Source organism: Curtobacterium sp. MCJR17_020 (assembly GCF_003234365.2).
GTDB lineage: Bacteria > Actinomycetota > Actinomycetes > Actinomycetales > Microbacteriaceae > Curtobacterium.
Genome location: NZ_CP126260.1, coordinates 3,129,826 through 3,154,414 on the forward strand (window position 1 = coordinate 3,129,826; position 24,589 = coordinate 3,154,414).

Annotated in this window: 23 protein-coding genes; 16 read left to right on the plus strand and 7 right to left on the minus strand. The window is 70.7% G+C overall.

The annotated features are described in order from the left end of the window. Positions 1-64: 64 nt before the first annotated feature. Entirely contained in the window at positions 65-1,696 is a 1,632-nt protein-coding gene (locus DEJ14_RS14860) for a dolichyl-phosphate-mannose--protein mannosyltransferase (RefSeq protein ID WP_111084709.1), read from the plus strand. A gap of 132 nt (positions 1,697-1,828) precedes the next feature. On the opposite strand, the gene DEJ14_RS14865 is transcribed toward DEJ14_RS14860, so the two are convergent. Beyond that, a complete protein-coding gene (locus DEJ14_RS14865; protein WP_159574131.1) occupies positions 1,829-2,491 on the minus strand; it encodes a TetR/AcrR family transcriptional regulator in 663 nt (220 codons plus the stop codon). A gap of 169 nt (positions 2,492-2,660) precedes the next feature. Here DEJ14_RS14865 and DEJ14_RS14870 point away from each other — a divergent pair, with 169 nt between their 5' ends. From DEJ14_RS14870 to DEJ14_RS14900, 7 genes are all read left to right on the plus strand, one after another. Further along, the gene (locus DEJ14_RS14870) at positions 2,661-4,202 is read left to right on the plus strand and encodes an MFS transporter (RefSeq protein WP_111084710.1); all 1,542 of its coding nucleotides are present in this window, start codon (positions 2,661-2,663) and stop codon (positions 4,200-4,202) included. Positions 4,203-4,360: 158 nt separating this feature from the next. Beyond that, entirely contained in the window at positions 4,361-5,233 is an 873-nt protein-coding gene (locus tag DEJ14_RS14875) for a sulfurtransferase (protein ID WP_181437458.1), read from the plus strand. 31 nt (positions 5,234-5,264) lie between these two features. Then, positions 5,265-6,332 carry an NAD-dependent epimerase/dehydratase family protein gene (locus DEJ14_RS14880; RefSeq protein WP_111084712.1) on the plus strand — a complete coding sequence of 356 codons (1,068 nt, stop codon included), beginning with the start codon at positions 5,265-5,267 and terminating at the stop codon, positions 6,330-6,332. Beyond that, entirely contained in the window at positions 6,329-6,874 is a 546-nt protein-coding gene (locus DEJ14_RS14885) for an AAA family ATPase (RefSeq protein WP_111084713.1), read from the plus strand. The genes DEJ14_RS14880 and DEJ14_RS14885 overlap by 4 nt, the downstream gene beginning before the upstream one ends. 90 nt (positions 6,875-6,964) lie before the next feature. Continuing rightward, the gene (locus tag DEJ14_RS14890) at positions 6,965-8,809 is read left to right on the plus strand and encodes a thioredoxin domain-containing protein (protein ID WP_111084714.1); all 1,845 of its coding nucleotides are present in this window, start codon (positions 6,965-6,967) and stop codon (positions 8,807-8,809) included. A gap of 18 nt (positions 8,810-8,827) precedes the next feature. Continuing rightward, positions 8,828-12,685 (plus strand): ATP-dependent RNA helicase HrpA, encoded by a 3,858-nt coding sequence (gene hrpA / locus DEJ14_RS14895; RefSeq protein ID WP_111084779.1) that lies wholly within the window; start codon positions 8,828-8,830, stop codon positions 12,683-12,685. A gap of 19 nt (positions 12,686-12,704) precedes the next feature. Beyond that, positions 12,705-13,073 (plus strand): VOC family protein, encoded by a 369-nt coding sequence (locus DEJ14_RS14900; RefSeq protein WP_111084715.1) that lies wholly within the window; start codon positions 12,705-12,707, stop codon positions 13,071-13,073. Here the strand turns inward: DEJ14_RS14900 and DEJ14_RS14905 are convergent, their stop codons facing one another. Then, positions 13,074-13,613, minus strand: coding sequence for a YbaK/EbsC family protein (locus tag DEJ14_RS14905; RefSeq protein ID WP_111084780.1), 540 nt, complete (start codon positions 13,611-13,613; stop codon positions 13,074-13,076). A 40-nt stretch (positions 13,614-13,653) separates the two neighbouring features. On the opposite strand from DEJ14_RS14905, the gene DEJ14_RS14910 reads away from it, so the two are divergent. The 5 genes from DEJ14_RS14910 (at position 13,654) to DEJ14_RS14930 (ending at position 16,983) form a co-directional block, all read left to right on the plus strand. After that, positions 13,654-14,346: a maleylpyruvate isomerase family mycothiol-dependent enzyme gene (locus DEJ14_RS14910; protein ID WP_181437459.1), complete on the plus strand. Its 693-nt coding sequence runs from the start codon at positions 13,654-13,656 to the stop codon at positions 14,344-14,346. Next, positions 14,343-14,996, plus strand: a complete 654-nt coding sequence (locus DEJ14_RS14915; protein WP_111084717.1) for a CatA-like O-acetyltransferase — start codon at positions 14,343-14,345, stop codon at positions 14,994-14,996. Before DEJ14_RS14910 ends, DEJ14_RS14915 begins: the two co-directional genes overlap by 4 nt. Further along, positions 14,993-15,484 (plus strand): GNAT family N-acetyltransferase, encoded by a 492-nt coding sequence (locus DEJ14_RS14920; RefSeq protein WP_258373212.1) that lies wholly within the window; start codon positions 14,993-14,995, stop codon positions 15,482-15,484. Before DEJ14_RS14915 ends, DEJ14_RS14920 begins: the two co-directional genes overlap by 4 nt. A 27-nt stretch (positions 15,485-15,511) precedes the next feature. After that, positions 15,512-15,892, plus strand: coding sequence for a VOC family protein (locus DEJ14_RS14925; protein WP_111084718.1), 381 nt, complete (start codon positions 15,512-15,514; stop codon positions 15,890-15,892). A 245-nt stretch (positions 15,893-16,137) separates the two neighbouring features. Next, positions 16,138-16,983, plus strand: coding sequence for a PASTA domain-containing protein (locus tag DEJ14_RS14930; protein WP_181437460.1), 846 nt, complete (start codon positions 16,138-16,140; stop codon positions 16,981-16,983). Positions 16,984-17,143: 160 nt separating this feature from the next. Here DEJ14_RS14930 and DEJ14_RS14935 read toward each other — a convergent pair whose 3' ends face one another. Genes DEJ14_RS14935 through DEJ14_RS14945 form a run of 3 tightly spaced genes read right to left on the minus strand, consistent with a single transcriptional unit; the run spans position 17,144 to position 20,695 of the window. Beyond that, positions 17,144-18,778, minus strand: coding sequence for a type 2 periplasmic-binding domain-containing protein (locus DEJ14_RS14935; RefSeq protein WP_111084720.1), 1,635 nt, complete (start codon positions 18,776-18,778; stop codon positions 17,144-17,146). Between the two features lie 4 nt (positions 18,779-18,782). Then, positions 18,783-19,709 (minus strand): carbohydrate ABC transporter permease, encoded by a 927-nt coding sequence (locus tag DEJ14_RS14940; protein WP_111084721.1) that lies wholly within the window; start codon positions 19,707-19,709, stop codon positions 18,783-18,785. Beyond that, complete coding sequence (locus tag DEJ14_RS14945; RefSeq protein WP_258373213.1) at positions 19,706-20,695, minus strand: ABC transporter permease; 990 nt, start codon at positions 20,693-20,695, stop codon at positions 19,706-19,708. Before DEJ14_RS14945 ends, DEJ14_RS14940 begins: the two co-directional genes overlap by 4 nt. Before the next feature lie 164 nt (positions 20,696-20,859). Here DEJ14_RS14945 and DEJ14_RS14950 point away from each other — a divergent pair, with 164 nt between their 5' ends. Both DEJ14_RS14950 and DEJ14_RS14955 read left to right on the plus strand, forming a co-directional pair. Beyond that, entirely contained in the window at positions 20,860-21,867 is a 1,008-nt protein-coding gene (locus tag DEJ14_RS14950) for a LacI family DNA-binding transcriptional regulator (RefSeq protein ID WP_111084722.1), read from the plus strand. Between the two features lie 61 nt (positions 21,868-21,928). Beyond that, positions 21,929-22,315: a VOC family protein gene (locus tag DEJ14_RS14955; protein ID WP_258373214.1), complete on the plus strand. Its 387-nt coding sequence runs from the start codon at positions 21,929-21,931 to the stop codon at positions 22,313-22,315. 153 nt (positions 22,316-22,468) lie between these two features. On the opposite strand, the gene DEJ14_RS14960 is transcribed toward DEJ14_RS14955, so the two are convergent. Next, complete coding sequence (locus DEJ14_RS14960; RefSeq protein WP_349775259.1) at positions 22,469-23,200, minus strand: esterase/lipase family protein; 732 nt, start codon at positions 23,198-23,200, stop codon at positions 22,469-22,471. Next, positions 23,197-23,970, minus strand: a complete 774-nt coding sequence (locus DEJ14_RS14965; protein ID WP_111084723.1) for an alpha/beta fold hydrolase — start codon at positions 23,968-23,970, stop codon at positions 23,197-23,199. Before DEJ14_RS14965 ends, DEJ14_RS14960 begins: the two co-directional genes overlap by 4 nt. Before the next feature lie 83 nt (positions 23,971-24,053). On the opposite strand from DEJ14_RS14965, the gene DEJ14_RS14970 reads away from it, so the two are divergent. Further along, a complete protein-coding gene (locus DEJ14_RS14970) occupies positions 24,054-24,575 on the plus strand; it encodes a hypothetical protein (RefSeq protein ID WP_111084724.1) in 522 nt (173 codons plus the stop codon). Positions 24,576-24,589 lie beyond the last annotated feature (14 nt).

The following is a 24,589-nucleotide window of genomic DNA, read 5'->3' on the forward strand; positions in this document are numbered from 1 at the left end:
CACCCATTGTCGTCGCAGCTCCGACGCAGCGCGGACATGCGGTCGATCCGTAGGATGCTCAGCGATGACCAGCGAGCTGACCGACGACCGCACGGCCGTGCCCGACGGGCCGGTCGGCTCGCGCCTCGACGACTGGTGGGGGCGGGTGCTCTCCACCGCCCAGCGCGTCGCGGTGTGGCGCTGGGCCGGACCGATCGCAGTGACGCTGCTCGCCGCCGTGCTGCGCCTGGCGAACCTGGGGAACCCGCACTCGCTGGTCTTCGACGAGACCTACTACGTCAAGGACGGCTGGTCGATCGTCCACCTCGGCTACGAGGGCACCTGGCCGGCGAACCCGAGCAGCGACTCCGCCCCGACGACCGACGATCGGTTCTCGAGTGGTGAGACGGACATCTTCACCAGCGCCGCGGAGTTCATCGCGCACCCGCCGCTCGGCAAGTACCTGATCGGGCTCGGCATGCTCCTGTTCGGGGCGGACAACTCGTTCAGCTGGCGGTTCGCCGTCGCCGTGCTCGGCATCGCGACGGTGTTCCTCACCGCCGTGATCGCCCGGTCGCTGTTCCGCTCCACCCTGGTCGGCACGCTCGCCGGCGGCCTGCTCGCGATCGACGGCCAGGCCATCGTGATGTCCCGCGTCACGCTGCTCGACGGGATCCTGACGTTCTTCGTCGTGCTCGGTTTCGGGGCGCTCCTGCTCGACCGGCGCCGGAGTCAGCGGCGGCTCGACGACTGGGTCGCCGAGCGCGTCGCTGCTGGCCGGGACACCCTGTGGGGGCCCGTGCTCTGGTGGCGTCCGTGGCTGTTCGCGATGGGGCTGACGATGGGGTTGGCCACCGCGACGAAGTGGTCGGGGATGTACTTCCTGGCGTTCTTCGCCGTGTACTCCGTGCTGAGCGACATGATGATGCGCCGCCGTGCAGGGGTCGAGTTCTGGTCGTCGAGCGCGCTGCTGCAGCAGGCACCCGTGTCGTTCCTGCTCACCGTGCCGATCGCCGCCGTCACCTACGTCGCATCGTGGACCGGCTGGTTCGTGTCGAAGGACGGCTGGGACCGCAACTGGCTGGCCTCCGGAGGAGAGCGCTGGACCGGTCTGCTCCGGTGGGTGCCGGACAGCCTGCAGAACTGGTGGCACTACCAGTCGGAGATCTACAACTTCAACATCGGGCTGCACACGCCGCACTCGTACCAGGCGAACCCGCTGCTCTGGCTCGTCATGCAGCGGCCCACGTCGATGTTCTACGTCGGCACCGATGCCGGCCAGGACGGCTGCTCGGCGAGCCGCTGCGGTGAGGCGATCACCGGCGTCGCGAACCCGTTCATCTGGTACGCGGCGGTCATCGCGACCGTGGCACTGCTCGTGCTCTGGATCCTGCGCCGACAGTGGCAGTATGGCTTCGTCCTGCTCGGCGTCGCCGCGGGCTACCTGCCGTGGCTGATGTACGTCAACCGGACGGTCTTCCAGTTCTACACGATCGCCTTCGAGCCCTTCATGGTGATGGCACTGGCGGCGGCGATCGGGTTGGTGCTCGGGTCACGGACCGATCCGCGGCCCCGACGGACCCGGGCCATCGTCTGGGTCGGGGTGTGCCTGGTCGTGGTGGTGCTCGCGTCGGCGTACTGGTACCCGATGTGGACCGCGATCCAGGTGCCGTGGGACTTCATCCGGTCGCACTACTGGCTGCCGAGCTGGCTGTAGCGCGCTTCGGGTGTCGGCCCGGCGCACTGGTCGCGACCAGACCGCCGGACGGGAGGTACGGGTCGGGCCCGCCACGGGCCTCCCGTCCGGAGTCGGTTGGCACCCGAGCCGCGCGCGGTCCGCGGTGACGCGTCAGGACTGCGCGTGCAGCGCGCGCTCGATGGACTCGCGGTCGAGCGGGTCGCCGACCATGCTCGGCGCGGTCCGGGTCTGCGGCAGGACGCCCTCGATGAGGAGTTCGGCGTACCGGCGCCAGGCGTTCGGGTCGTGCTCGCGGGTGGCGTCCGCGACGGCGCCCACCATGGCGGTGAGCATCGGCAGGTCGCGGTAGTCGAATCCGGCGCGGACCACCCCGGCGGTCTCGGCCCGACCGATGATCGCGGAGACCTGGCGTTCCAGCCGGTCACGCTCCTGCACGATCGACGGACGCGCCTTGCCCGCACGCACGATGGCATCGGCGAGCGCACGGTCGCGGGCGCGGAACTCGAACACCCCGGTCAGGTAGACCCGCAGGGCCTCGCGCGGGTCGACGACGTCGGCGGCGCGAGCCGCAGCGTCGTTCATCGCCTCGAACTTGGTGGCGAGCAGCGCCTCGATCAGGGAGTCCTTGTCGGCGAAGCGTCGGTACACGGTGCCGACACCGACCCCCGCTTCGTGCGCGATGTCGTTCAGGGTGACCGACAGGCCGCGCTCCGCGAAGCACTTGCGAGCGGTCTGCAGGATCAGCTCGCGGTTGCGTGCCGCATCGGCGCGCAGCGGGCGCTCGAGGTCGGGCGCGGACTCGGTGGTGCTCACGATGCCGAACCTAGTTGAACTTTCTGGGAATAAGTGGATGCGGACCTTCCGTTTCGGTCTACACTGTCGACAAACGGATGCAGCGCATCCGTTTGACACCTCCCCTCTTCGAAACGCCCGACGGTGCGCGCTTCGTGCTCCCCCTCCAACCTTCTCGAAGGAGGCTGCCGTGACGGCAGAACACACCGTGCCGACCCCCACCGGGGCAGCACCCACGACCTCTGGCCCCACCCCCGCCAAGAGCAACCACCGCTGGATCGCCCTGGCGGTCATCGCCCTCGCCCAGCTGATGGTCGTGCTCGACGCCACCATCGTGAACATCGCGCTCCCGTCGGCCCAGGCCGACCTGGGGTTCGGCACCGACCAGCGCCAGTGGATCGTCACCGCGTACTCGCTGGCGTTCGGTTCGCTCCTGCTGCTCGGCGGCCGCCTCGGCGACCTGTTCGGCCGCAAGAACACCTTCATCATCGGCCTGGTCGGCTTCGCGGTCGCATCGGTCCTCGGTGGCCTCGCCGACTCGTTCGGCCTGCTCGTCGCGGCCCGCGCCCTGCAGGGTGTGTTCGGGGCGCTGCTCGCCCCGTCCGCGCTCGGCATGCTGACCACCACGTTCCGCGACCCGAAGGAGCGCGGTCGTGCGTTCGGCATCTTCGGCTCGATCGCCGGTTCCGGTGCGGCCATCGGCCTGCTCCTGGGCGGCGTGCTCACCGAGTACGCGTCGTGGCGCTGGTGCCTCTACGTCAACGTCGTCTTCGCGGTGCTCGGCGTGATCGGCGCACTCGTCTTCATGGAGAAGCCGCCGAAGGTCGACCGCCCGCGCATCGACGTCGCCGGCGTCATCACCATCACCGCCGGCCTGGTCGGCGTCGTCTACGGCTTCTCGAACGCCGAGACCAACGGCTGGGACTCCCCCGTCACCATCGCGATGCTCGCCGGTGGCGTCGTCCTGATCGCCGCGTTCGTGTTCATCGAGACCCGTGTGGCGCACCCGCTGCTGCCCCTGCGGGTCGTGCTCGACCGTGACCGCGGTGGGTCGTTCATCGCGATCGGCCTGGTGGCGATCGGCATGTTCGGCATCTTCCTGTTCCTGACCTACTACCTCGAGCAGACCCTCGGGTTCAGCTCGCTGCAGACCGGTCTGGCCTTCCTGCCGATGCCGCTGTCGATCATGATCTCGGCGACGCAGATCGGTGGGCGACTGCTGCCGCGCATCGGCCCGAAGATCCTGATCTTCGCCGGTGGCCTCGTCGCCGCGATCGGCCTGCTCCTGCTGCTGCGCACCGACCTGGACAGCTCCTACGCGGGCACCGTCCTGCCGGCGCTGATCGTCATCGGGCTCGGCATGGGCACGATCTTCTCGTCCGCGATGAACACCGCGACCACCGGGGTGGCCCGAGCCGACGCCGGTGTGGCCTCGGCGACGGTCAACACCATGCAGCAGATCGGTGGCTCGATCGGCACGGCGCTGCTGTCGACGATCTTCGCCGACGTCGTGAAGAACAGCCTGACCGGGCTGTCGGCGGCACCCACGAAGCTGCAGCAGGCACAGGCCACGCTCGACGGGTACCACGTTGCGTTCGGCATCTCGGCCGGTGTGCTCGTGCTCGTCGCCCTCGCGGGTGGCCTGCTCATCAACCGGCAGTCGGTGCGGCTCGACCGGCTCGCCCACGCCGCGTCCACGACGACCGGGAGCATCCCCGCCGCCGCGCACTGACGCCGCAGCGGGGCTGCCGACTCGGAACGACGATCACGATGTCGTACGACGACCATCTTGTCGTTCCGAGTCGACGCACACGCCACCACCCGCGCCCCGGTTGCGCAGTGTGTCGGTTTCCCTGTCACCCGTCAGAGGTCCGCATTATCGTGTGCGGCATGGCCCCCGTCCTGACCTCGCCGCTCGTGTCGACGCAGTGGCTCGCCGACCACCTCGGTGGTGACGAGCTCGTCGTCCTCGACGCCTCCGTGCACACGGTAGGGACCGGCTTCGAGACGATGTGGCACTCCGCGGTCGACTCCTACGAGCAGCGCGGGCACGTCCCCGGCGCCCGCTTCGCCGACCTCGTCGACGCGTTCTCCACGCCGGGTGCCGAGGTGCCCTTCACCCGCCCGGGTGCCGAGCGGTTCGAAGCAGCTGCCGGTGACCTCGGCGTCACGAACACCTCGACGGTCGTGGTCTACGACGACAGCGTCGGCGAGTGGTCGGCACGGCTGTGGTGGATCTTCCGGTCGTTCGGCTTCGACTCCGTCGCGGTCCTCGACGGCGGGTTCACGAAGTGGCGCGACGAGGGCCGGCCGGTCCGCGTCGGTGCCCTGCGCCAGGCACCCTCGCCGGCGAAGGCGCCCGATGACGACAGCGCCTTCCTCGCCGGTGAAGAACGCCCGCTCTGGGCCGACCACGCCCGTGTCCGCCGAGCCGTGTCGGGTGAACAGCCCGCCGCACTGGTGTTCGCGGCACCCGAAGCGGCCCTCGGCGACGAGCACCCGCCGATCATCCCGGGCAGCACCCCGATCACCGCGGACACCCTGGTGGACCCGGACACCAACGCGTACCTGCGCGGGCCGAAGCTCGCCGAGGCGTTCGCCGCGGTCGTCGGCGAGGACGAGATCGTGACGTACTGCGGGGTCGGCAGCGCCGCGTGCGTCGATGCCCTGGCCCTGACCGTGCTCGGCCACGACAAGGTCACCGTGTACGACGGCTCGCTGCTGGACTGGTGGCGGCACGAGCCCGAGGTCCTGGCGTCCTGACGACGCCGCGCGTCCCGGCTAGCGTTGGGGCATGAGCTCCAGACGCGCGGTCATCCTCGGCGGTACCGGCGGGATCGGTTCGGCCGTCGCGCGTGAGCTCCTCGACGCCTCCGGGCGGGGCGGCGACGACTGGCAGGTCGACGTCCTGGCCCGCAGCGGTGGCCCGGCAGCCGATTCCCTCACCGCCCGCGGCGCGAGCTTCACCGCGGGTGACCGCCGCGACACGAGCACCCTGCGCGACCTCCTCCGCCCCGGCGCGGACCTGCTCGTCGACACCGTGGGGCTGACCCGCGACGACGCGACGCAGCTCCTGCCGTTCCTCGACGACGTCGGGTCCACCGTGTTCGTTTCCTCACGTGCGGTCTACGTCGACGAGCAGGGCCGGCACGCGAACTCGACGGACAAGCCGGTCTTCGGCGCCGCGGTCACCGAGATCCAACCGACCGTCACCGCGGGCGACGGCGACCCGACCAGCCGTGACGGCTACGGCGCGGCGAAGGTGGCGTCCGAGCAGGTGCTGCTCGACCACGGCGCCCCGGTCACGGTGCTGCGCCCGTCGAAGGTGTACGGCGTCGGCATCGGTCGACCACGCGAGTGGTTCGTGGTCCGCCGGGTCCTCGACGGCCGCGAACGCATCCTGCTCGCCGACCACGGCCGCGGCGTGGACCACACGACGGCGGCGAGCGGCATCGGCTCGCTCGTCCGACTGGTCGCGGACGCTCCGGACCGGCGCATCCTCAACGTCGCCGACGACTCCGCTCCGACAGCGCTCGAGATCGTGCGGACCATCGCCGGGCACCTCGACCACCGGTTCGACGAGGTCCTGCTCGACGCGGACGCCCCTGCCTTCGTCGGCACCACCCCCTGGTCGTCGCCGTCACCGTTCGTCCTCGACACGACGGCGGCACGCGCGCTCGGGTGGCAGCCGCCGACCTTCGCGACCGCGGTCCTGCCCGAACTCGACTGGTTGGTGGAGTCCGCGCAGTCCACACCGGCGGACGGCGACGTGCCGTGGGCCGACGACCCGTTCTGGGAGCGCATGTTCGACTACGGCCCCGAGGACGCTGCCCTCGCGCTCCTGTCGCTGGGCCTCGGGTGACGGCGCCGAGCACGCCCCGCTCCGAGGTCCTGTTCATCGGCGGTCGGTCCGGTGTCGGCAAGTCCACCGCTGCCGAGGCACTGCACGACCTGCTCGTCGCTGCGGACGTGCGCCATGCGGTGATCGAGGGCGACCTGCTCGACCTGGCGCACCCCGCACCGCACGTCGAGCACCCCGAGGCGCGGCTCGCGGAACGGAACCTCGCCGCCCTGTGGACGTCCTACCGCGAGCTCGGCCACCACCGGTTGGTCTACACGAACACCGTTTCCGTGCTCGAACACGAGCGTCTGACCGCCGCCATGGGCGACGACCCCGTGGTCACGACGGTCCTGCTGCGCGCGGCAGACGGTCCCACTGCCGAGCGGCTGGCCCGACGGTCGGGTGGCGACGTCCCGCAGGCGCAGCTCGCGCACAGCACGCGGACGGCCAGGAGGCTCGACGCGGCTTCCGGGGACACGGTCACCCGGGTGGACACGGACGGTCTCACCCCCACCCAGGTCGCACGGCGTCTCGCCGCGTTGACGGGGTGGCTCCCCCACTGACCGTCCCGCTGCGGCCTGTGGACTCCGCGATCCGTCCACAGATCGCGCCCGTCGCTGGCCCGCTCAGTCGCCACGGGGCACGCTGGAGCCATGAACGACAACCGACTCGGCACCTCGGTCAGCCCGTACCTCCGGCTGCACGCCGACAACCCCGTGGACTGGCGCGAGTGGGGCCCCGAAGCCTTCGCCGAGGCACGTGAGCGCGGCGTCCCGGTCCTGGTGTCGGTCGGCTACGCCACGTGCCACTGGTGCCACGTCATGGCGCGGGAGAGCTTCGGCGACCCGGAGATCGGTTCACTGCTCCGCCAGGACTTCGTCGCCGTCAAGGTCGACCGCGAAGAACGTCCCGACGTCGACGCCAGCCTGATGGCCGCGGCGAGCGCGTTCACGCAGCAGCTCGGGTGGCCCCTGACGACGTTCCTGACGCCCGAGGGCCACGTGTTCTTCGCCGGCACCTACTTCCCGCCGACCCCGGTCGGTCAGGTGCCCGCGTTCCGGCAGATCCTGGCGGCGGTGCTCGACGCGTGGACCGAGCGGCGGCACGAGGTCGACGCGAACGCCGCGGCCATCGCGACGGCGATCCGGCAGGGGGCCGCGGCGGACGCGACCGCCCGCGCCGGCGACGGTCCTGGCGGAGCCGACCCGCGCCTCCCGTCCGTCGACAGCATCCGGGCCGTCACCGGCCAGCTGTCGCAGGCCGAGGACACCACCTACGGGGGTTTCAGCGGTGCTCCGAAGTTCCCGAGCACGCCGTTGCTGGAGTTCCTCGCCGATGCAGCACGCGACGGCGATGCCGAGGCCGGCGGCCTGCTCGACCGGTCGCTGCACGCGATCCGGGCCTCCGGGCTGACCGATGCCGACGGCGGCGTGTTCCGGTACGCCACCAAGCGCGACTGGAGTGTGCCGCACTACGAACGGATGCTCTACGACAACGCTGGCCTGCTCGCGGTCGCCGGGGCCGAACAGGCGCGCGGCATCGCGGACTTCCTGCGGGACACCCTGCAGCAGGACGACGGAGCGTTCGTGGCCGCGCAGGACAGCGAGTCCACGATCGACGGCCGGCGGGTGGAGGGCGAGTGGTACCGACGGCCGCTGTCGGAGCGCGCCCTCCTGGACCCGCCACCACTCGACGACCAGGTCCTGACCGGCTGGAACGGCCTGGCGATCCGCGGGCTCGCGATCGCCGGTGAACGCCACGACGACCCCGAGATGATCGACCTCGCCCGGTCGGCAGCCGATGCGCTGCTGCGGTCGCACGTGCACGACGGGCACGTCGCGGTCCGCTCGAGCACGCCGCGCGGGCCGTCGGCGGCCCCGGCGACGATCGAGGACGTCGGGCTGCTGGCCGAGGGGCTGCTCGAGCTCGCTCTGGTGACCGGCGAGGTCACCTACGCCGTGACGGCTCGTTCCCTGGTCGACGACGGCCTGGCGAACCGGTTCGACGTCGACGCCGTGCTCGCCGGAGCGGGCACGGCGACCGGGGAACAGCCGCAGACCGCGATGCGCTCCGGCACGGTGGCGCTGGCCGCAGCGGCAGCCGAGCTCGCGGCGTTGACCGGCGACTCCGCGTACCGAACAGCCGCCGAGCGGTTGGTGGCGGACCGGGCGACGACGGGTACCGAGCGGCCGCTCGGGCACGCGGACGCCCTCGGTCTCGCACTCGGGCTGCAACGACCCTCGCGCGAGATCGTGGTCGTGACGTCGGACCCGCACGACCCGCTGCGGGACGCCGTCCGTGCCGCGCGCCGACCCGGCACGATCATCGCTCGCGTGACCCCGACGCAGGCCACGGAGTGGGCAGCCGCGGGGTTCGAGCTGTTCGAGGCGCGGGATGCGCTCGAGCCGGCCGCGTACGTCTGTCACGACCGCGTGTGTGCCCTGCCCGCTCGGTCCGCAGGAGACCTGGCCGCCGGGCTCGCAGCACCGGCGGCGTGACGGTATCCTGGAATGCTCATGTCTCCCACGCCGCCAGTCATCACGTACCCGCCCGAACTGCCGGTCTCGCAGCGGCGGGACGACATCGCGGCCGCCATCCGTGACAACCAGGTCGTCATCGTCGCGGGTGCCACCGGCTCAGGCAAGACCACCCAGCTGCCGAAGATCTGCCTCGAGCTGGGGCGTGAGCACATCGGACACACCCAGCCCCGTCGGATCGCCGCTCGCACCATCGCCGAGCGCGTGTCCGAAGAGCTCGGGAGCGACCTCGGCGACCTCGTCGGCTACCAGGTCCGGTTCACCGACAAGGTGTCGTCGAACACCCGCATCAAGCTGATGACCGACGGCATCCTGCTGAACGAGATCCACTTCGACCGCGACCTGAAGCGGTACGACACGATCATCATCGACGAGGCGCACGAGCGCTCGCTCACGATCGACTTCCTGCTCGGCTACCTCAAGCGACTCCTGGTCCGGCGACCCGACCTCAAGCTCATCATCACGAGCGCGACGATCGACCCCGAGTCCTTCTCGAAGCACTTCGGCGACGCCCCGATCATCGAGGTCTCCGGGCGGACCTACCCCGTCGAGATCCGGTACCGCCCGCTCGTGTCCGAGGACGCCGACGACACCGACGAGGACGACGAGACCGACTCGCGCACGGCCGACCGCGGCGGGGCGAACGGCGCCGACGACCGCGACACCCTGCAGGGGATCACCGATGCACTCGACGAACTCGCGCGCGAAGAACCCGGCGACGTGCTCGTGTTCCTGTCCGGCGAGAACGAGATCCGTGACGCGCAGGACGCGATCGAGGGCAAGCGCTACCAGGGCACCGAGGTCCTGCCCCTGTACGGCCGGCTCTCCGCCGCCGACCAGCACCGCGTGTTCGACCGACGCACCACGCCGGGGATCCGCCGACGCGTGGTGCTCGCCACGAACGTCGCCGAGACCTCGCTGACGGTGCCCGGCATCAAGTACGTCATCGACACCGGGACCGCCCGCATCTCGCGGTACTCCCCGCGCGCCAAGGTGCAGCGGCTGCCGATCGAGGCGATCTCGCAGGCCAGCGCGAACCAGCGTTCGGGACGAGCGGGCCGCACGAGCGCCGGCATCGCGATCCGGCTCTACTCCGAAGACGACTTCGAGCGTCGCGACGAGTTCACCGACCCCGAGATCCTGCGGACGAACCTCGCCGCGGTGATCCTGCAGATGATCTCGCTCGGATTCGGCGACATCGAGTCGTTCCCGTTCCTGCAGCCGCCGGACTCCCGTGGGGTGAAGGACGGCCTCGACCTGCTGCGCGAACTCCGTGCCGTCGACAAGGACGGCCGGATCACCAAGTCCGGACGACAGCTCACCCGGCTGCCGATCGACCCGCGGCTCGGCCGGATGGTGCTCGAAGCCGGGCGGCAGGGCGTCGGTCGCGAGGTCGTCGCCGTCGTCAGCGCCCTGAGCATCCAGGACCCCCGCGAACGCCCGCTCGAGAAGCGCGCCCACGCCGACCAGATGCACGCCCGCTTCGCCGACCCGACGAGCGACTTCCTGACCCTGCTCGCGCTGTGGAACTACATCGAGGACAAGCAGGACGAGCTGTCGTCGAGCGCGTTCCGCCGGCTCTGCAAGGCCGAGTTCCTCAACTACCTGCGCATCCGCGAGTGGCAGGACCTGTACCGCCAGCTCTCCCGCGCCGCGAAGCAGGTCGACGTCCGGGTCGGGCAGTCCCGCTCCGACGACGGCGACGCGGTGCACCGGTCCCTGCTCGCCGGTCTGCTCAGCCAGATCGGGCTGCGTGACCGCGAGAAGCGTGACTACCTCGGCTCGCGCAACACCCGGTTCGTGGTGTTCCCGGGCAGTGTGCTCGCGAAGAAGCAGCCCGATGCGGTGATGGCGGCCGAACTCGTCGAGACCAGCCGGCTGTTCGCGCGGACCGTCGGCCGGATCGACCCCGCGTGGGTCGAGCCCCTCGCCGGTGACCTCCTGAAGCGCACCTACGGCGAACCGCACTGGGAGAAGAAGCAGGGCGCGGTCGTCGCGTACGAGCGCGTGACCCTCTTCGGCGTGCCGATCGTGCAGCGGCGCCGCGTGCAGTACGCCCGGATCGACCCGGAGCACTCGCGCGAGCTCTTCATCCGCCACGCCCTGGTCGAGGGCGAGTGGGAGTCGCAGCAGGCGTTCGACCGTGCCAACCGGAAGCTCCGCAAGGAACTCGAGCAGCTCGAGGAGCGCACGCGCCGGCGCGACATCCTGCTCGATGACGAGAACGTCTACGAGTTCTACGACGCGCGCATCCCCGCGGACATCGCGACGACCCGTGACTTCGAGGGGTGGTGGCGGACGACGCGCCGCGACCAGCCGGACCTGCTCACGATGCGCCGGGCGGACCTGCTGGACGAATCCGCTGCCGAGGCGGCGGAGGACGACGTCGAGTACCCGACCCAGTGGCGGAGCGGCGACCAGCGACTCGCGATCCAGTACCGCTTCGAGCCGGGCGCGCAGGACGACGGCGTGAGCGTGCAGGTGCCGCTCGCACTGCTCCCCCGCATGCGCGAAGAGGGCTTCGACTGGCAGGTCCGCGGCCTGCGCAAGGAACTCGTGACCGCCCTCATCAAGTCGCTGCCGAAGCAGATCCGCAAGAACGTCGTACCCGCCGCCGACTGGGCCGAGAAGATCGTCGCCGAACTGCCGGACGACGCCCCGACCGAGCCGACCGAGTCGTTCCGCGCGACCCTGGCGAAGGCGATCCAGCGCATGACCTACGTGCCGGTGTCGGAGTCCGACTTCGACCTGGCCCGCGTGCCGTCGCACCTGCTGCCGACCTGGGCGGTCGTCGACGAACGTGGTCGGAGGGTCGAGGCCGGCAAGGACCTGTCGGTCCTGCAGACGAAGCTCAAGGACCGTACCCAGCAGAGTGTCGCCTCCGCCACGGTGCGGGCTGCGGGACAGCCGGGAGGCGCGGCTCGCGTCGCCGCCGCTGGTGGCGGTGCCGGGGTGGAGCAGTCCGGCCTGACGACCTGGCCGGCCCAGGACCTGCCGCAGACCCTCGACACCAAGCAGGCCGGTGGTGTCATCCGCGCGTACCCGTCCCTGGTGGAAGAGGGCTCCGGCCCGAAGGCGACCGTCGGGGTGCAGTTGCTCGCGACGCCGTCCGACCGGCAGGTCCGCATGCCCGCCGGGGTCCGTCGCCTGGTGATGCTCGCGGTGCCGTCCCCGGTGTCGTACATCCAGTCGCACCTGACCGCGCAGGAGAAGCTCGCTCTCGCGGCGAGCCCGTACGCCTCCACGAACGCGTTGTTCGACGACGTGCTCGCGGCCGTCGTCGACGCGGTGATCCGCCGAGCCCACCCGGATGGTCTCGTGTTCACGAAGGCCGCGTTCGAAGCGGTTCGTGACGCCGTGTCGGCGACGGTCGTCGACACGATGTTCACGGCGGTGTCCGAGCTCGCTGCCGTGCTCCTCGCCCAACGGTCCGCCGAACGAGCACTCAAGCAGGCGAACTCGATGTCCCTGCTCGGTGCGCTGACGGACATGCGCCAGCAGATGGAGCGTCTCGTCTCCCCGGGGTTCGTCTCCGTCGCCGGGCTCGACCGGCTCCGGCGCATCCGGGTGTACCTGCAGGGCATCGAGGCACGCGTGCAGAAGCTGCTGCAGAACCCCGGACGCGATGCCACGTGGATGCGCGAGGTCACCGTCGCCACGGACCGCTACGTCGACGCGGGCGGCGCCTTCCCTCCGGCAGTCGGTTCGCACCCCGAGCTCGTGCACGCGCGGTGGATGCTCGAGGAGTTCCGCCTCAGCCTGTTCGCGCAGGAACTCGGCACCGCCGAGACGGTGTCGTTGCAGCGGATCACGAAGGCCCTGACCGCCGCACGCTGATCGGTCTACCGTGACGGCCATGATCGGCACACTCGACATGGTCGTCCTGGACTGCGCAGACCCTCGCGGCCTGGCACGCTTCTACGCGGAGCTGCTCGGCGGCGAGATCGTCGGTTTCGACGAGGACTGGGCCGAGGTCGCGCTCCCCTTCACCGACCAGCGTCCGCTCCTGGCGTTCCAGCAGGTCGAGGACTACCGCGCACCGGAGTGGCCCGGCCAGCTCGTCCCGCAGCAGAGCCACCTCGATGTGAAGGTCGAGGACCTCGACGACGGCGAGGCAGCGGTCCTGGCGATCGGTGCGACCGCCACGGGATCGGCGACGGACACGTTCCGCGTCTACCTCGACCCGGCGGGCCACCCGTTCTGCCTCATCCGCCCGAACGACTGATCAGGCTTCGGTCGCCAGGCCCTCGACGACCTGCACACCCGGCAACGCTCCGAGGACGGAGCCGGTCAGGAACACCTTCGCACCGCGGCGTCCGGCTCCGATCACGGCGTCCGGGGCATCGAGCACGCGGGAATCGACGTACACGGGCCACGCGGAGGGCAGCCCGATCGGGGTGATCCCGCCGTACTCCATGCCCGTCAGCTCCACGGCCTGGTCCATCGGCGCGAAGCTCGCCTTCCGCACGTCGAGCAGCTTCCGGACGACACGGTTCACGTCGAGGCGGGTGTGGGCGAGCACGACGCACGCAGCCAACCGGACGTCCTCACCGCGCTTGCCCGCGACGACGATGCAGTTCGCCCCGCCGTCGAGCGGGAAGCCGTAGGCCTCCGAGAACGCGGCGGTGTCTGCCAGGTCCGGGTCGATCGGAGCTGCCTCGATGCGTGCTGCGACGTCGGCGGGCAACGCGGCGAGCGCCGCGGCCACCGGTGCGGCCAGCAGTTCCGGGGCGGTCAGGGCGGGAACCCGTTCGAGCGTCGGCATGGCTCCACCCTACGGAGCACCCCGTGACCATGCTGGCTCCATGTCGATGTACGACACCCACCTCACCGCCCTCGCCGGAGCAGCGCAACGGTTCGACGACGTCCTGCGGTCCGGCGACCGCGCGGCACCGGTGCCGTCGTGCCCTGGCTGGTCCGTAGGGGACCTCGGTACCCACCTGGCCGACGTGCACCGATGGGCGCTCGGGCAGCTGACCGGTTCGGAGCCCGCACCGCTCGCGCACGACGACCTCGCGGACCGCTTCCGCACGGGAGCCGACGAACTCGTCGCGGCGCTCCGGGCACGCTCCTCGGACACCCCGTGCTCGGCGATCTACCCGCCGGACACGGCCGCGACCTGGGCACGTCGCCAGGCGCACGAGACCGCGATCCACCTGTGCGACGCGCAGCGGGCGCTGGGAGTCGAGCCGGGCCTCCCGGTCGAGCTGGCGACCGACGGCGTTCGTGAGGTCGTCGGCGACCTGTACCCGCGTCAGGTGCGGCTCGGCCGCATCGCGGCGCTGGCGCGGACCGTCGTGTTCGCGTTCTCCGACGCACCCGGCGAGGCCACGCTCGACGGTGCGGACGGTGGCGGCGCCGCCGTCATCGTCACCGGTCGGGCGGAGGACGTGCTGCTCCTCCTTTGGAAGCGACGGGCGCTCGACGAGGTCGCGCTGACGATCGACGGCGAGCGGGCAGCACTCGACGCCGCACTCGCGACCAGACTGGTGCCATGACGGAGCTCCGACCGATCGACCTGGACACCTGGCCCCGCCGCGAGCACTTCGAGCACTACCGGCAGCGTGTGCAGTGCTCCTACGAGGTGACCGTCGACGTCGACGTGACGGCGTTCGTCGCGGCGGTCCGCACGAGCGCGGCGAAGACCTACGCGTCCCAGATCTGGGCGATCGCGACGGTGGTCAACCGTCACGCCGAGTTCCGGATGCAGCTGCTCGACGACGGCTCCCCCGGCGTCTGGGACGTCGTGCACCCGATGTTCACGGTGTTCCACCCGGACACGGAGACCTTTTCGGCGTTGGTCGTGCCCTACGACGAGGACCCCGGCAGGTTCCACGCCGCCGCGGTCGAGACCATCGATCGGTACCGGGACGACGTCCGGATGTTCCCGCAGGACGACCGGCCCCGGAACGTGTTCGACGTGTCGACCTTCCCCCGCACGTCGTTCACGGGGTTCGCGCTGCACGTCCGCGACGGGTACGACCACCTGTTGCCGATCATCACGCTCGGCAGGTACCGGACGGAGGGTGACCGCACGCTGATGCCGATGGCGCTGCAGATCAACCACGCGGCAGCCGACGGTTTCCACACCTCGCGGTTGGTCCAGGAGCTCGAGGACCTGTTCGCTCACCCGGCGTGGCTGGCGTGACGGTCCGACCCGCGGTGCCGACCGATGCGGCCGCGATGGCCCGCGTCCACGTCGCATCATGGCGAACGACGTACCGCGGCCTGATGCGGGACGAGGTCCTCGACGACCCGTCCTTCGTCGCCCGTCGCGAAGCGTTCTGGACGGCGGCGCTCACCGACGCCCGGTTCGCAGCGAACCGGGTCGCCGTGGCCGAACACGAGGGAACGGTCGTCGGCATCGCCATGGCGGGTCCAGCGACCGGCGGGGCGGGTGCCGGAGACGTGCACCTCTTCATCCTCTACCTGCTCCACGGTCACCACGGATCCGGCGCAGGCAGCGGGCTCCTCGACGCGGTGGTCGGCCTGGACGAACGGGCCACGCTGTGGGTTGCCGACCCGAATCCGCGTGCACAGGCGTTCTACCGCAAGCACGGCTTCGTGCCGGACGGCGGCGAGCAGGTCGACGACGGCGTCCGCGAGGTCCACATGGTCCGCGCTCCAGTGGCCTGAGTCCGGCGCCGGGAGTACAACGGCCCCATGACGAACGCCGTGGTGCACGTCGAACTCATCGGCCCCGACCCGGAACGGTTGCGCGCGTTCTACGCCGCACTGTTCGGGTGGGATGCGCCACCCGGGGCGCCGGTCGCTGCGGCGGTCTCCGATCAGACGTCGTACTCGTTCCTCGACCCCGTCGACGGCGCGGGTCCGGTCGCGGGCGGCATCGGCGGCGGTCCGGGCTTCGCCGCGCACGCGGTCTTCCACGTCGGCGTCGACGACGTCGCCGCCGCGCTGCAGCACGCGGAGAGCCTGGGCGCGTCAATGGCACTGCCACCGACCCGGAACGAGGGCGGCGGGATCACCGTCGCCCACTTCCGCGACCCTGCGGGCAACCTGGTCGGGGTGGCCGTCCCACGGTGACAAGCTGCAGCAGCTGTGCCGAGAACTTCTCGGCAAGACCCACCCGATCGGGGGCAAGTTGACCGCTGTACCGTGCTCATACTGACGAGTATCGTTCTCCTGATCGTTTCTCAGTTCAGGAGTCCGCCATGTCAGGTCCGTACGCCCCGGGTACGCCGCCGCCCTACTACCCGATGCAGCAGCCACCGACGCCTCGGGGCGGTGGATTCGGTACCGCTGCGCTCATCCTCGGGATCATCGCAGTCGTGTTCTCGTTCGTCCCGGTCATCTTGCACCTGGGTTTCATCCTGGCTGTCCTCGCGCTGGTGTTCGGCATCATCGCCCTCCGTCGACGCATCGGGAAGGGGATGGCGGGGACGGTGCTCGGCGGAGTCGGCATCGTCCTCGCCCTGACGTTCGGCACGGTGTACGGGATTGGCACCTCAGCCCCCGATACCGCACCCGTGCAGGCCGCGGATGCCACCGACGACGGGACGGACAAGGTGTCGGTAGAGGTCCCCGATGTGGTCGGAATGTCGGTCGAAGAAGCGACCGGGGCGCTCGAGGACGCTGGCTTCGCATCGGACGACAGTGGCGCTGATGCAGCCGACACCGTCGCCAGCCAGTCGCCGGCCGCCGGTTCCGCGGTCGATAAGGGTTCGACAGTCGAACTGACTGCAGCGGTCGCGGACGGCTCGAGCGCGACCCAACCTGCTCCCGCCGGGTCCAAATTCGACATGACCAACACGAATCGACTCGACGGAACGGAATCCGACTACACACAGTGGATCGACGGGTACAACGACAGCTTCACTTCGTCGAACGAATACGAACAGCCAGCTGCCAACATGAAGTACGTGCTGCTGACTGTCCACGTCACGGCGACCACCTCAGGTGTCGACGCGAGCTCAGCTGCCTACGACGTCGCACTGGCCGGCACGGACGGTTCCGTGTACGAGTCGGAGTACCTCAGCGATGTGAAGAGCATGCCGAGCGTCACACTCGGCGAAGGGCAGAGTGCGACTGGCAAGATCGCGTTCGAAGTCCCGAACACCTTCCACGGCGGCATCGTGTCGTTCGGTGACGGCAGCGTGTTCGTGAAGACGAACTGAACGTTTCGGACGACGGACGGGAGGCCCGTGGTGGACCCCGCCACGGGCCTCCCGTCCGCTCGCCCCGAGTCCAGGGCCACGCAAGACGCCGTCATGTGGGCGAGACACCGCGGAACTGCGCTGCGTCTCGGAGACATGGAGGTGTCTTGGGACGACGGCGTCACGCGCCGGCGCGTGCCTCCAGGGCTTGCTCGAACTCACGCCGCATCGCGTCGCCGCCCCGGCGACGCCAGTCGCGCACGACGCCCTTCCACCCCGACACCGGCGCTCGGCCCAGCAGCACGTCGTTGATCGCGCTCGTGGCGGAGGTCCCGATGGCCGGGCCCTTGGTGGAGTTCGTCGGCGAGTACAACCCGTACGTGGGGTTCGTGATCCCGTCGTCCAACCACGAGGACAGCGACTCGTAGACGACGTCCGTCATCTCCGGGGCACCCGAGTAGAAGAGCGGCAGCGGGCACTCCGTGAAGTACTGCAACGGGAACTCGCCGAGTGCGGTCTCGCTGTTGCCCGTCTTCGTGAGGACCGGGGCGCCGTCGCGGAAGTCGAAGTCCCGTCCCTCGATGCCGAACTTCCGGTACATCCAGGCCTCGGTCCCGAACGGCGACGCACACCAGTTCAGTACCCCCAGCAACATGCGGATGCGGTCCTCCGATCCGGCCGCGAGCGCGGTGATCGCGTTGTTCGGGTCCCCGAGCCACGGCTTCGGCTTCGCGCCGCCCGGTCCGACGAACGGGGCCATGGTCATGCGGAACCCGCTGCCCGGCTCGGCCTGCTGCAGCAGCCCGGGGATCGCGCTGTAGCTGTCCTGGAGCATCAGCGCCGAGCCCTGCACGAACCACACCTTGCCGTTGTAGGCGGTGACGCTGTCGGGGTGGACGAGGCCGTCGGCCAAGAGCTTCCTCGATGCCTCGAGCATGTCCTGGTACGCGTCGACCTCGTACATGTGGGTCAGGCGGCCATCCTGTTCATCCCACTGGTTGGGCACACCGAACATCGACGCCAGGATGTTGGTCGGCACAGAGCCCAGGGCCCAGCGGTTGCGCTGCGGGTCGGAGACCTCGCGGCAGAGCGCCTCGAACTCGCCGAGGTCGCGGAACGACGGGTCGACGCCGAGCTGCTCGAAGAGGTCCTGCCGTCGGTGCAGCACGCCGGTGGTGAGCGGCCCGCGGGGGACGGGCACGCCGTAGATGCCGCCCGAGAACACGGTCCCGCGCCAGGACGCTGTGGGCAGGTTGGCGAGGTACGGGTAGTCCCGGACGCCGCTGCCGGAGAGGATCTCGGTGAGGTTCGCCGCCTTGGCTTCGAGGAACTGCGGCAGGTACGAGAACGTGCCGAACACCGTGAACACGTCGCCGAGGGTGTCGCCAGCGACTTGCGTGGCGAACTTGTTGCCCCAGTCGGCGTTCGGCGTGATGGTCAGGTCGAGGTCGACGCCCATCCGCTCGTCGAGGCCCTGCCAGTACGGGTTGCTGCCCTTCGACGGCGGGACGGGCGAGTTCGTCGGGACGCTGCCGTGCAGCGTCGACCCGTCGCCGGGCACGCGGTCGGTCGGCACCAGGTCCGCCGGGATCCGTCGGAACGCGGACGGCATGAGCGCGCTGGTCTTCGGCAGCACCGGGTCCGGCCCGCCGGCCCACGGCACGTAGTCCGGCAGCGTGACGGCCCGGTTGATCGCCTTCACGTCGGTGGAACGGGTGACGGTGTCACAACCGGCCAGGAGGCCCGTGGCCGCGATCCCGAGACCGCCAGCGATCAGGCCGCGGCGGCTGATGCCCCGTGGTGCGTTGGTCGTCATGGTGTCAGCCCTTCACGGCGCCGGTCAGGACACCCTTGGCGAAGTGCCGCTGCAGGAACGGGTAGAGGATGAGGATGGGGACGATCGAGACGACGAGGATCGCCATCTGGATCGACGCCTGCGGGGGCAGCGCGTCGGAGCTCGTGCCGAGGTCGGCGCCGCCGAGCTGCGCGTTGTTGATCACGTAGGTGCGGAGCACCAGCTGCAGGGGCCACTTCGCGGTGTCGTTGATGTACAGCAGGGCGTTGAAGAAGGCGTTCCAGTAGCCGACCGCGTAGAACAGCCCGATGACGGCGAGCACCGCCTTCGACAGCGGGAGCACGATCCGCAGGAAGACGCCGAAGTCACCGGCGCCGTCGATGCGGGCGCTCTCGATGAGCTCGCGCGGGATCGCCATGAAGAACGAGCGCATCACGATCACGTTGAACGCGCTCAGCGCCGTCGGCAGGATGAGCGCCCAGTAGGAGTCGAGCAGGCCGAACTGCTTCACCACGAGGTAGTTCGGGATGAGCCCCGGCGCGAACAACAGGCTGACGAGCACGAGGCTCAGGACCACACCGTGTCCGTAGGATCCCGGCCGGCTCAGCGCGTACGCGAGCATCGCGGTGACGAACAAGCTGATCAGGGTGCCGACCGTGGTGATGCCGACGCTGACGAGCAGTGCCCGGGTGACGACGCCGCCGGCGAAGATGCTCTCGTAGGCACTGAAGTCGAGCCCGGTCGGCCACATCACGAAGCCCCCGGCACCGTTGACCTGGCTGGACGGCGCGACGCTCGTCGAGACGATGCCGAGGAACGGCAGCAGGACGACCAAGCAGATCACGAGCAGGACGAACCCGGTCAGCAGCCGTCCGGGCAGCGGCGGGGCGTCCAGCGGGCGGTGCTTCCGGGTGGTCCCCGCGGGCACGGTCACGCTCCGGGTGGCGCTCATCGCGACTCCTTCTGGTAGACGCCCGCTTCGCCGAAGACGTGCGCGAGCTTGTTGGCGCCGAGGACGAGCAGCACGCCGACGACGCCCTTGACGAGCCCGACGGCCGCGGCGACACCCCACTGCCCGCCGAGCACGCCGTTGTTGTAGACGTAGGTGTCGAGGACCTCGCTGGCCGCTCGACCGACCGCGGCCTGCTGCAGGAGGATCTGTTCGAACCCGACGGTGAGCGAGTCGCCGAGGCGCAGGATGAGCAGCAGGATGATGATGCCGCGCATGCCCGGCAGCGTGACGTGCCACAGCTGCCGCCAGCGCGACGCGCCGTCCATCTTCGCCGCCTCGTACAGGCTGGCGTCGATCGAGCTGAGGACGGCGAGGAACAGGATCGTCGCCCAGCCGGTGTCCTTCCAGATCACCTGGCTGGTGAGCAGGGCGATGAACCCGTCGGGGTTGCCGAGGAAGTCGATCGCGTCACCGCCCGCGGCGCGGATCGCGTTGTTCACGAGCCCGGAGCCGCCGAGGATCTGCTGGAACACGGCGACGACGATCACCCACGACAGGAAGTGCGGCAGGTACAGGATCGACTGCACGACGCCCTTGATCCGCTCGGACAGCAGCGAGTTGAGCATGAGCGCCAGGATGATCGGTGCGGGGAACACGAACACGACCTGCACGAGGGTGATCACGAGGGTGTTCCGGAGCGCGCCGAGGAACTCCGGGTCCCCGTCGAAGATCACTGCGAAGTTCTCGACTCCGACCCACGGGCTCCGGCCGAGCGGGACGAAGGGCAGGTACTCCTGGAACGCGATGAGGTTGCCGAGCAGCGGCAGGTAGTGGAACCCGAGCAGCAGGGCGACTCCCGGCAGGCCCATCAGCAGCAGCACCCGGTCGCGGCGGATCCGCTGCCACGTCGTGCGCCGTCGGAGTCCGGGGTGCGGCGGCGGTGCAGTGTGCGCAGTGGTCGTCGCGCGGACGTCGAGCTTCGTCACTCGGTGGCCTCCTCCGTTGGATTCCTGCAGCGACCCTGGCGCGCCGGGGGACGCGGTGGCAATTCGTTGCCAAACGTTTCCATCGTTGTAACGCTCCAGTGAGCGCACACCCGCAGCCCCACAGGACGACTCCACCGGAGACCGGCCGCGCTACGCTCGTCCCGATGCGCGCAACCGTGCGGGACGTGGCCACCCTCGCCGGGGTGTCGCCGAAGACCGTCTCCAACGTCATCAACGGCGGCGTGGTGGTGCGCCCGGAGACCCGCGAGCGCGTCGAGCGGGCCGTCGCCGAACTCGACTACGTGCCGAACCTGTCCGCCCGCGGGCTGCGGAACGGCCGCTCCGGTGCGATCGCCCTGACCCTGCCCGAGATGGGCAGCGCCTACTCGGCCGAACTCGCGCAGTGGTTCGTCGAACTCGCCCGCGAGCGCGGGTGGGTCGTCCAGCTCGACCAGACCGGCAACGACCCGGCCCGCGAGCGCGAGCTCGTCTCACGAGCCCGCGCCCACCTCGTCGACGGCCTCGTGCTCAACCCGGTGTCGCTCAGCGCGAGCGTCCTGGCCTCGACCGAGGGGCTGCCGCCGACCGTCGTGATCGGTGAGGTCGAACCCGAGCACGTCGACCAGGTGCACGTCGACAGCCGGGCCGCCGCCGAGCAGGTCACCGCCTACCTGGTGTCCCGGGGCCACCGCCGGATCGCGGTCGTCGGTGCCGCCCGATCGTCCGAGCCCACCGCCACCAGCGAGCTGCGGGAGCGCGGGTACCTCGCCGCGCTCGCCACCGCCGGGATCGAACCGGACCCGGCGCTGCGGGTGCCGCTGCCGTCCTGGACGACGAGCTCGGCGGCGACGGCGTTCGCGACATGGCTCGACGAGCACCCCCTGCCCGACGCCGTGTTCGCGTTCACGGACTCGATCGCCTTCGGCGTGCTGCACGTCCTGGCCGCCCGAGGTGTCCGCGTCCCCGAGGACGTCAGCGTCATCGGGTTCGACGACATCGACGGTGCGGCGTACGCGATCCCCGCGCTCAGTACGGTGTCGTTCGACCGGCGGGCGTTCGCGACGGCAGCACTCGACCTGCTGACCCGACGGATCGAGGACCGGAGCCTGCCGCCCGAGACCGTGGTCGTGCCGCACCGCATCGTCGAGCGCGCGAGCGTCGCCGACCGCTGATCGCTGATCGCTGATCGCTGATCGCTGATCGCTGATCGCTGATCGGCGTACGCTCCGCGGCATGACCAGCGAAGACGCCTCGATGCCGACGCTCGCCGCGACCGTCCTGCAGTCCCCGGAACCGATCGCCCTCGCCCGGTTCTACGGCGCCCTGACCGGGTGGACCGTGTACGAGGACGACCCGACCTGGGCCCGCATCCGCCTCGCCGAGGGCCCCGGCCTGTCCGTGCAGTTCGAGCCCGAGTACGTCGCCCCGACCTGGCCCGGCACCGCCGATGCCCCCGGCATGCAGCTGCACCTCGACTTCCAGGTGGAGGACCTGCCGGCAGCCGTCGCCCGCGCCGAGGGGCTCGGTGCCACACAGGCCGCGTTCCAACCGCAGGACGACGTCCGGGTGCTGCTCGACCCCGACGGGCACCCGTTCTGCCTGTTCCTGCCCGGGGCCTGAGGCAGTCTGGCCGCGCCCCGAGGTTCCACACCACGCCGGATGATCGCGGCCGAGGTTCCGAACTGCGGCGATCCGAGCGCCGACATGCCGAGATTTCGGAACCTCGGGGACGGGACGGGCACGGGGACGGGACGGGCGCGGGACGGGCGCGCTTCAGGCCGGGTCGGCGGCCGCCAGCACCGCGTCGCGCGTGCGGACGTCACCGAGGATCCGGAAGTGCCCGCCCACCGGCAGCCGCACGTTCGTCGCCCCGGAGAGTTCACTGCCCTCGGGGATGAGCGTGTCGAAGACCCCGTAGACCGAGGTGATGCGGGCGTTCGCGTCGAGCTCCCGCGCCAGTCCGGCCAGCACGGGGTCGGCCGCCCGGAACACCCGCAGGTGCCGCACCGGAGCCAGGCGCGCGTAGCCCGACCCGGCGAACGGCGTCGACACGGCGACCATGCGGTCGATGCGACCGTGGTCGTCGAGCTGGGTCATCGCGTACTTCCCGATGAGCCCGCCCTTGCTGTGCGCGAGCACGAGCACGTTCCGCAGGTCGTGCTCCTCGAGGTACGCGAACACGTCGCGCGCCGAGTCCGGCACCGGCCGCAGGTTGTGCCGCAGCACCGGCAGCACGTGCACCGGGTGCCCGCGGTCGTGCAGGGCGTCCATGAGCGGCCGCATGAAGTGCCAGGTCTCGTAGACGCCGGGGATCACGACGACGGGCTGACCGTCGCCGGTCCGGTAGTCGTCAGCGGTGGTGGGCCCGAGGCTCCGCACCTGCCACGAGATCGCGTACCACCAGTCGAGTGCGGCCCACGTCGCGCGTCGCACCAGCGGGATGCCGGGAGGCACGGGTCGGCCCGTGCGCGCCGGTCCGGTCGCCGAGGCGGTCGGCTCGGTCATCGGATCCCCTCCGAAGCGTGCGAGCGTCGGAACTCGCCGACGAGTCGGGCGAACGCGACGGGGTGCCGCTCCTGCACGTGGTGCGGCCCCGGGAGTTCGACGAACGATCCTCGCGGTGCACGGGCTGCCACGCCGACGGCCCAGTCGCGGCGCACGATCGGGTCCTCGGTGCCCCGGACGACGAGGACGGGTCGGCGCACCTCGGCGATCGTGTCCTCCAGCCGGTAGCGGAGCATCGGGCGCAGCTCACGGATGTACTGCCGGACGCTCCGCAGGTAGTCGGTGACGAGCACGCTGTTCATCCGGAACCCCTCACCCGCTCCGTCGCGGAACAGGTCGGATGCCACCAGCGGCAGGGACCGCCGCTCCACCGGGATCACCGGGCTGACCAGGACGACGGAGCCGACGGCCCCGGGGTGCTGCCGGGCTGCCTCCGTCACGACCTGCGCACCCATCGACTGCCCGACGAGCACGAGGTCGTCGGCACCCCGCGCACGGACGGCCCGGACGACCAGGTCGCCGAGTTCGGCCATCGGCAGGGTCCGGCCGGCACCGGGCAGCCCACCGAAGCCGGGCAGGTCGACGCTGACGGTGCGGTGGGTCGCGGCGAGCGCACACTGTGACCGGGCGAACGAGCGGTGGGACATCCCGATGCCGTGGACGAGCACCACGGTGGGGGCGACGTCGCTGCGCACACATCCAGCGGGCGCCGCGGTGTGCAGGCGCACCGGCAGGCCGTCGATCCGGATCGTCTCCACCTTGGCGCGCACGAACCGAGGCTACGCGGCGGTTCGCAGCACTGGATCAGCGTCGTCATCGGCCACGCATAGGCACGCGGTGTGCACTGCCTCCCATGAGCGACACCACTCCCCTGAACGGCCACGAGCCGGGCGACGCCGCCCGCACGCCCTCGGCAGCAGCACCGGCCGGCTGGGGGTCGGCCCCGACGCCGACCTCGACCGCCACACTGGACACACCCGCACCCGCACCCGCACCCGCACCGAACCAGTACGCCCAGCAGCCCTACCGCTCCGACGCCGGATCGTGGAACGCCGGCGACCCGAACGGCACCACCCCGTGGTACGGCGCCTCGGCCCCGACGAACCGGAAGAGCGCACCGAAGCCGCCGTGGTTCTGGCCCGTCCTGGCTGCGATCGTCGGACTCGCAGCACTGCTCGTCGGCGGTGGCATCGGCTTCGCCATCGGGCATGCGATCGGTGGGAACCAGTCCCAGTCGACCACCCAGGTGCCCGGCACGAACGGCGGGACCAACGGCGGCACGAACCAGTTCCCGGGCAACGGCACCGGGCAGCTCCCCGGGTACGGATCCGGCAGCGGCACGGACGGCAGCAGCGACAGCGGCACCGGCAGCTGATCCGCAGTACGCTC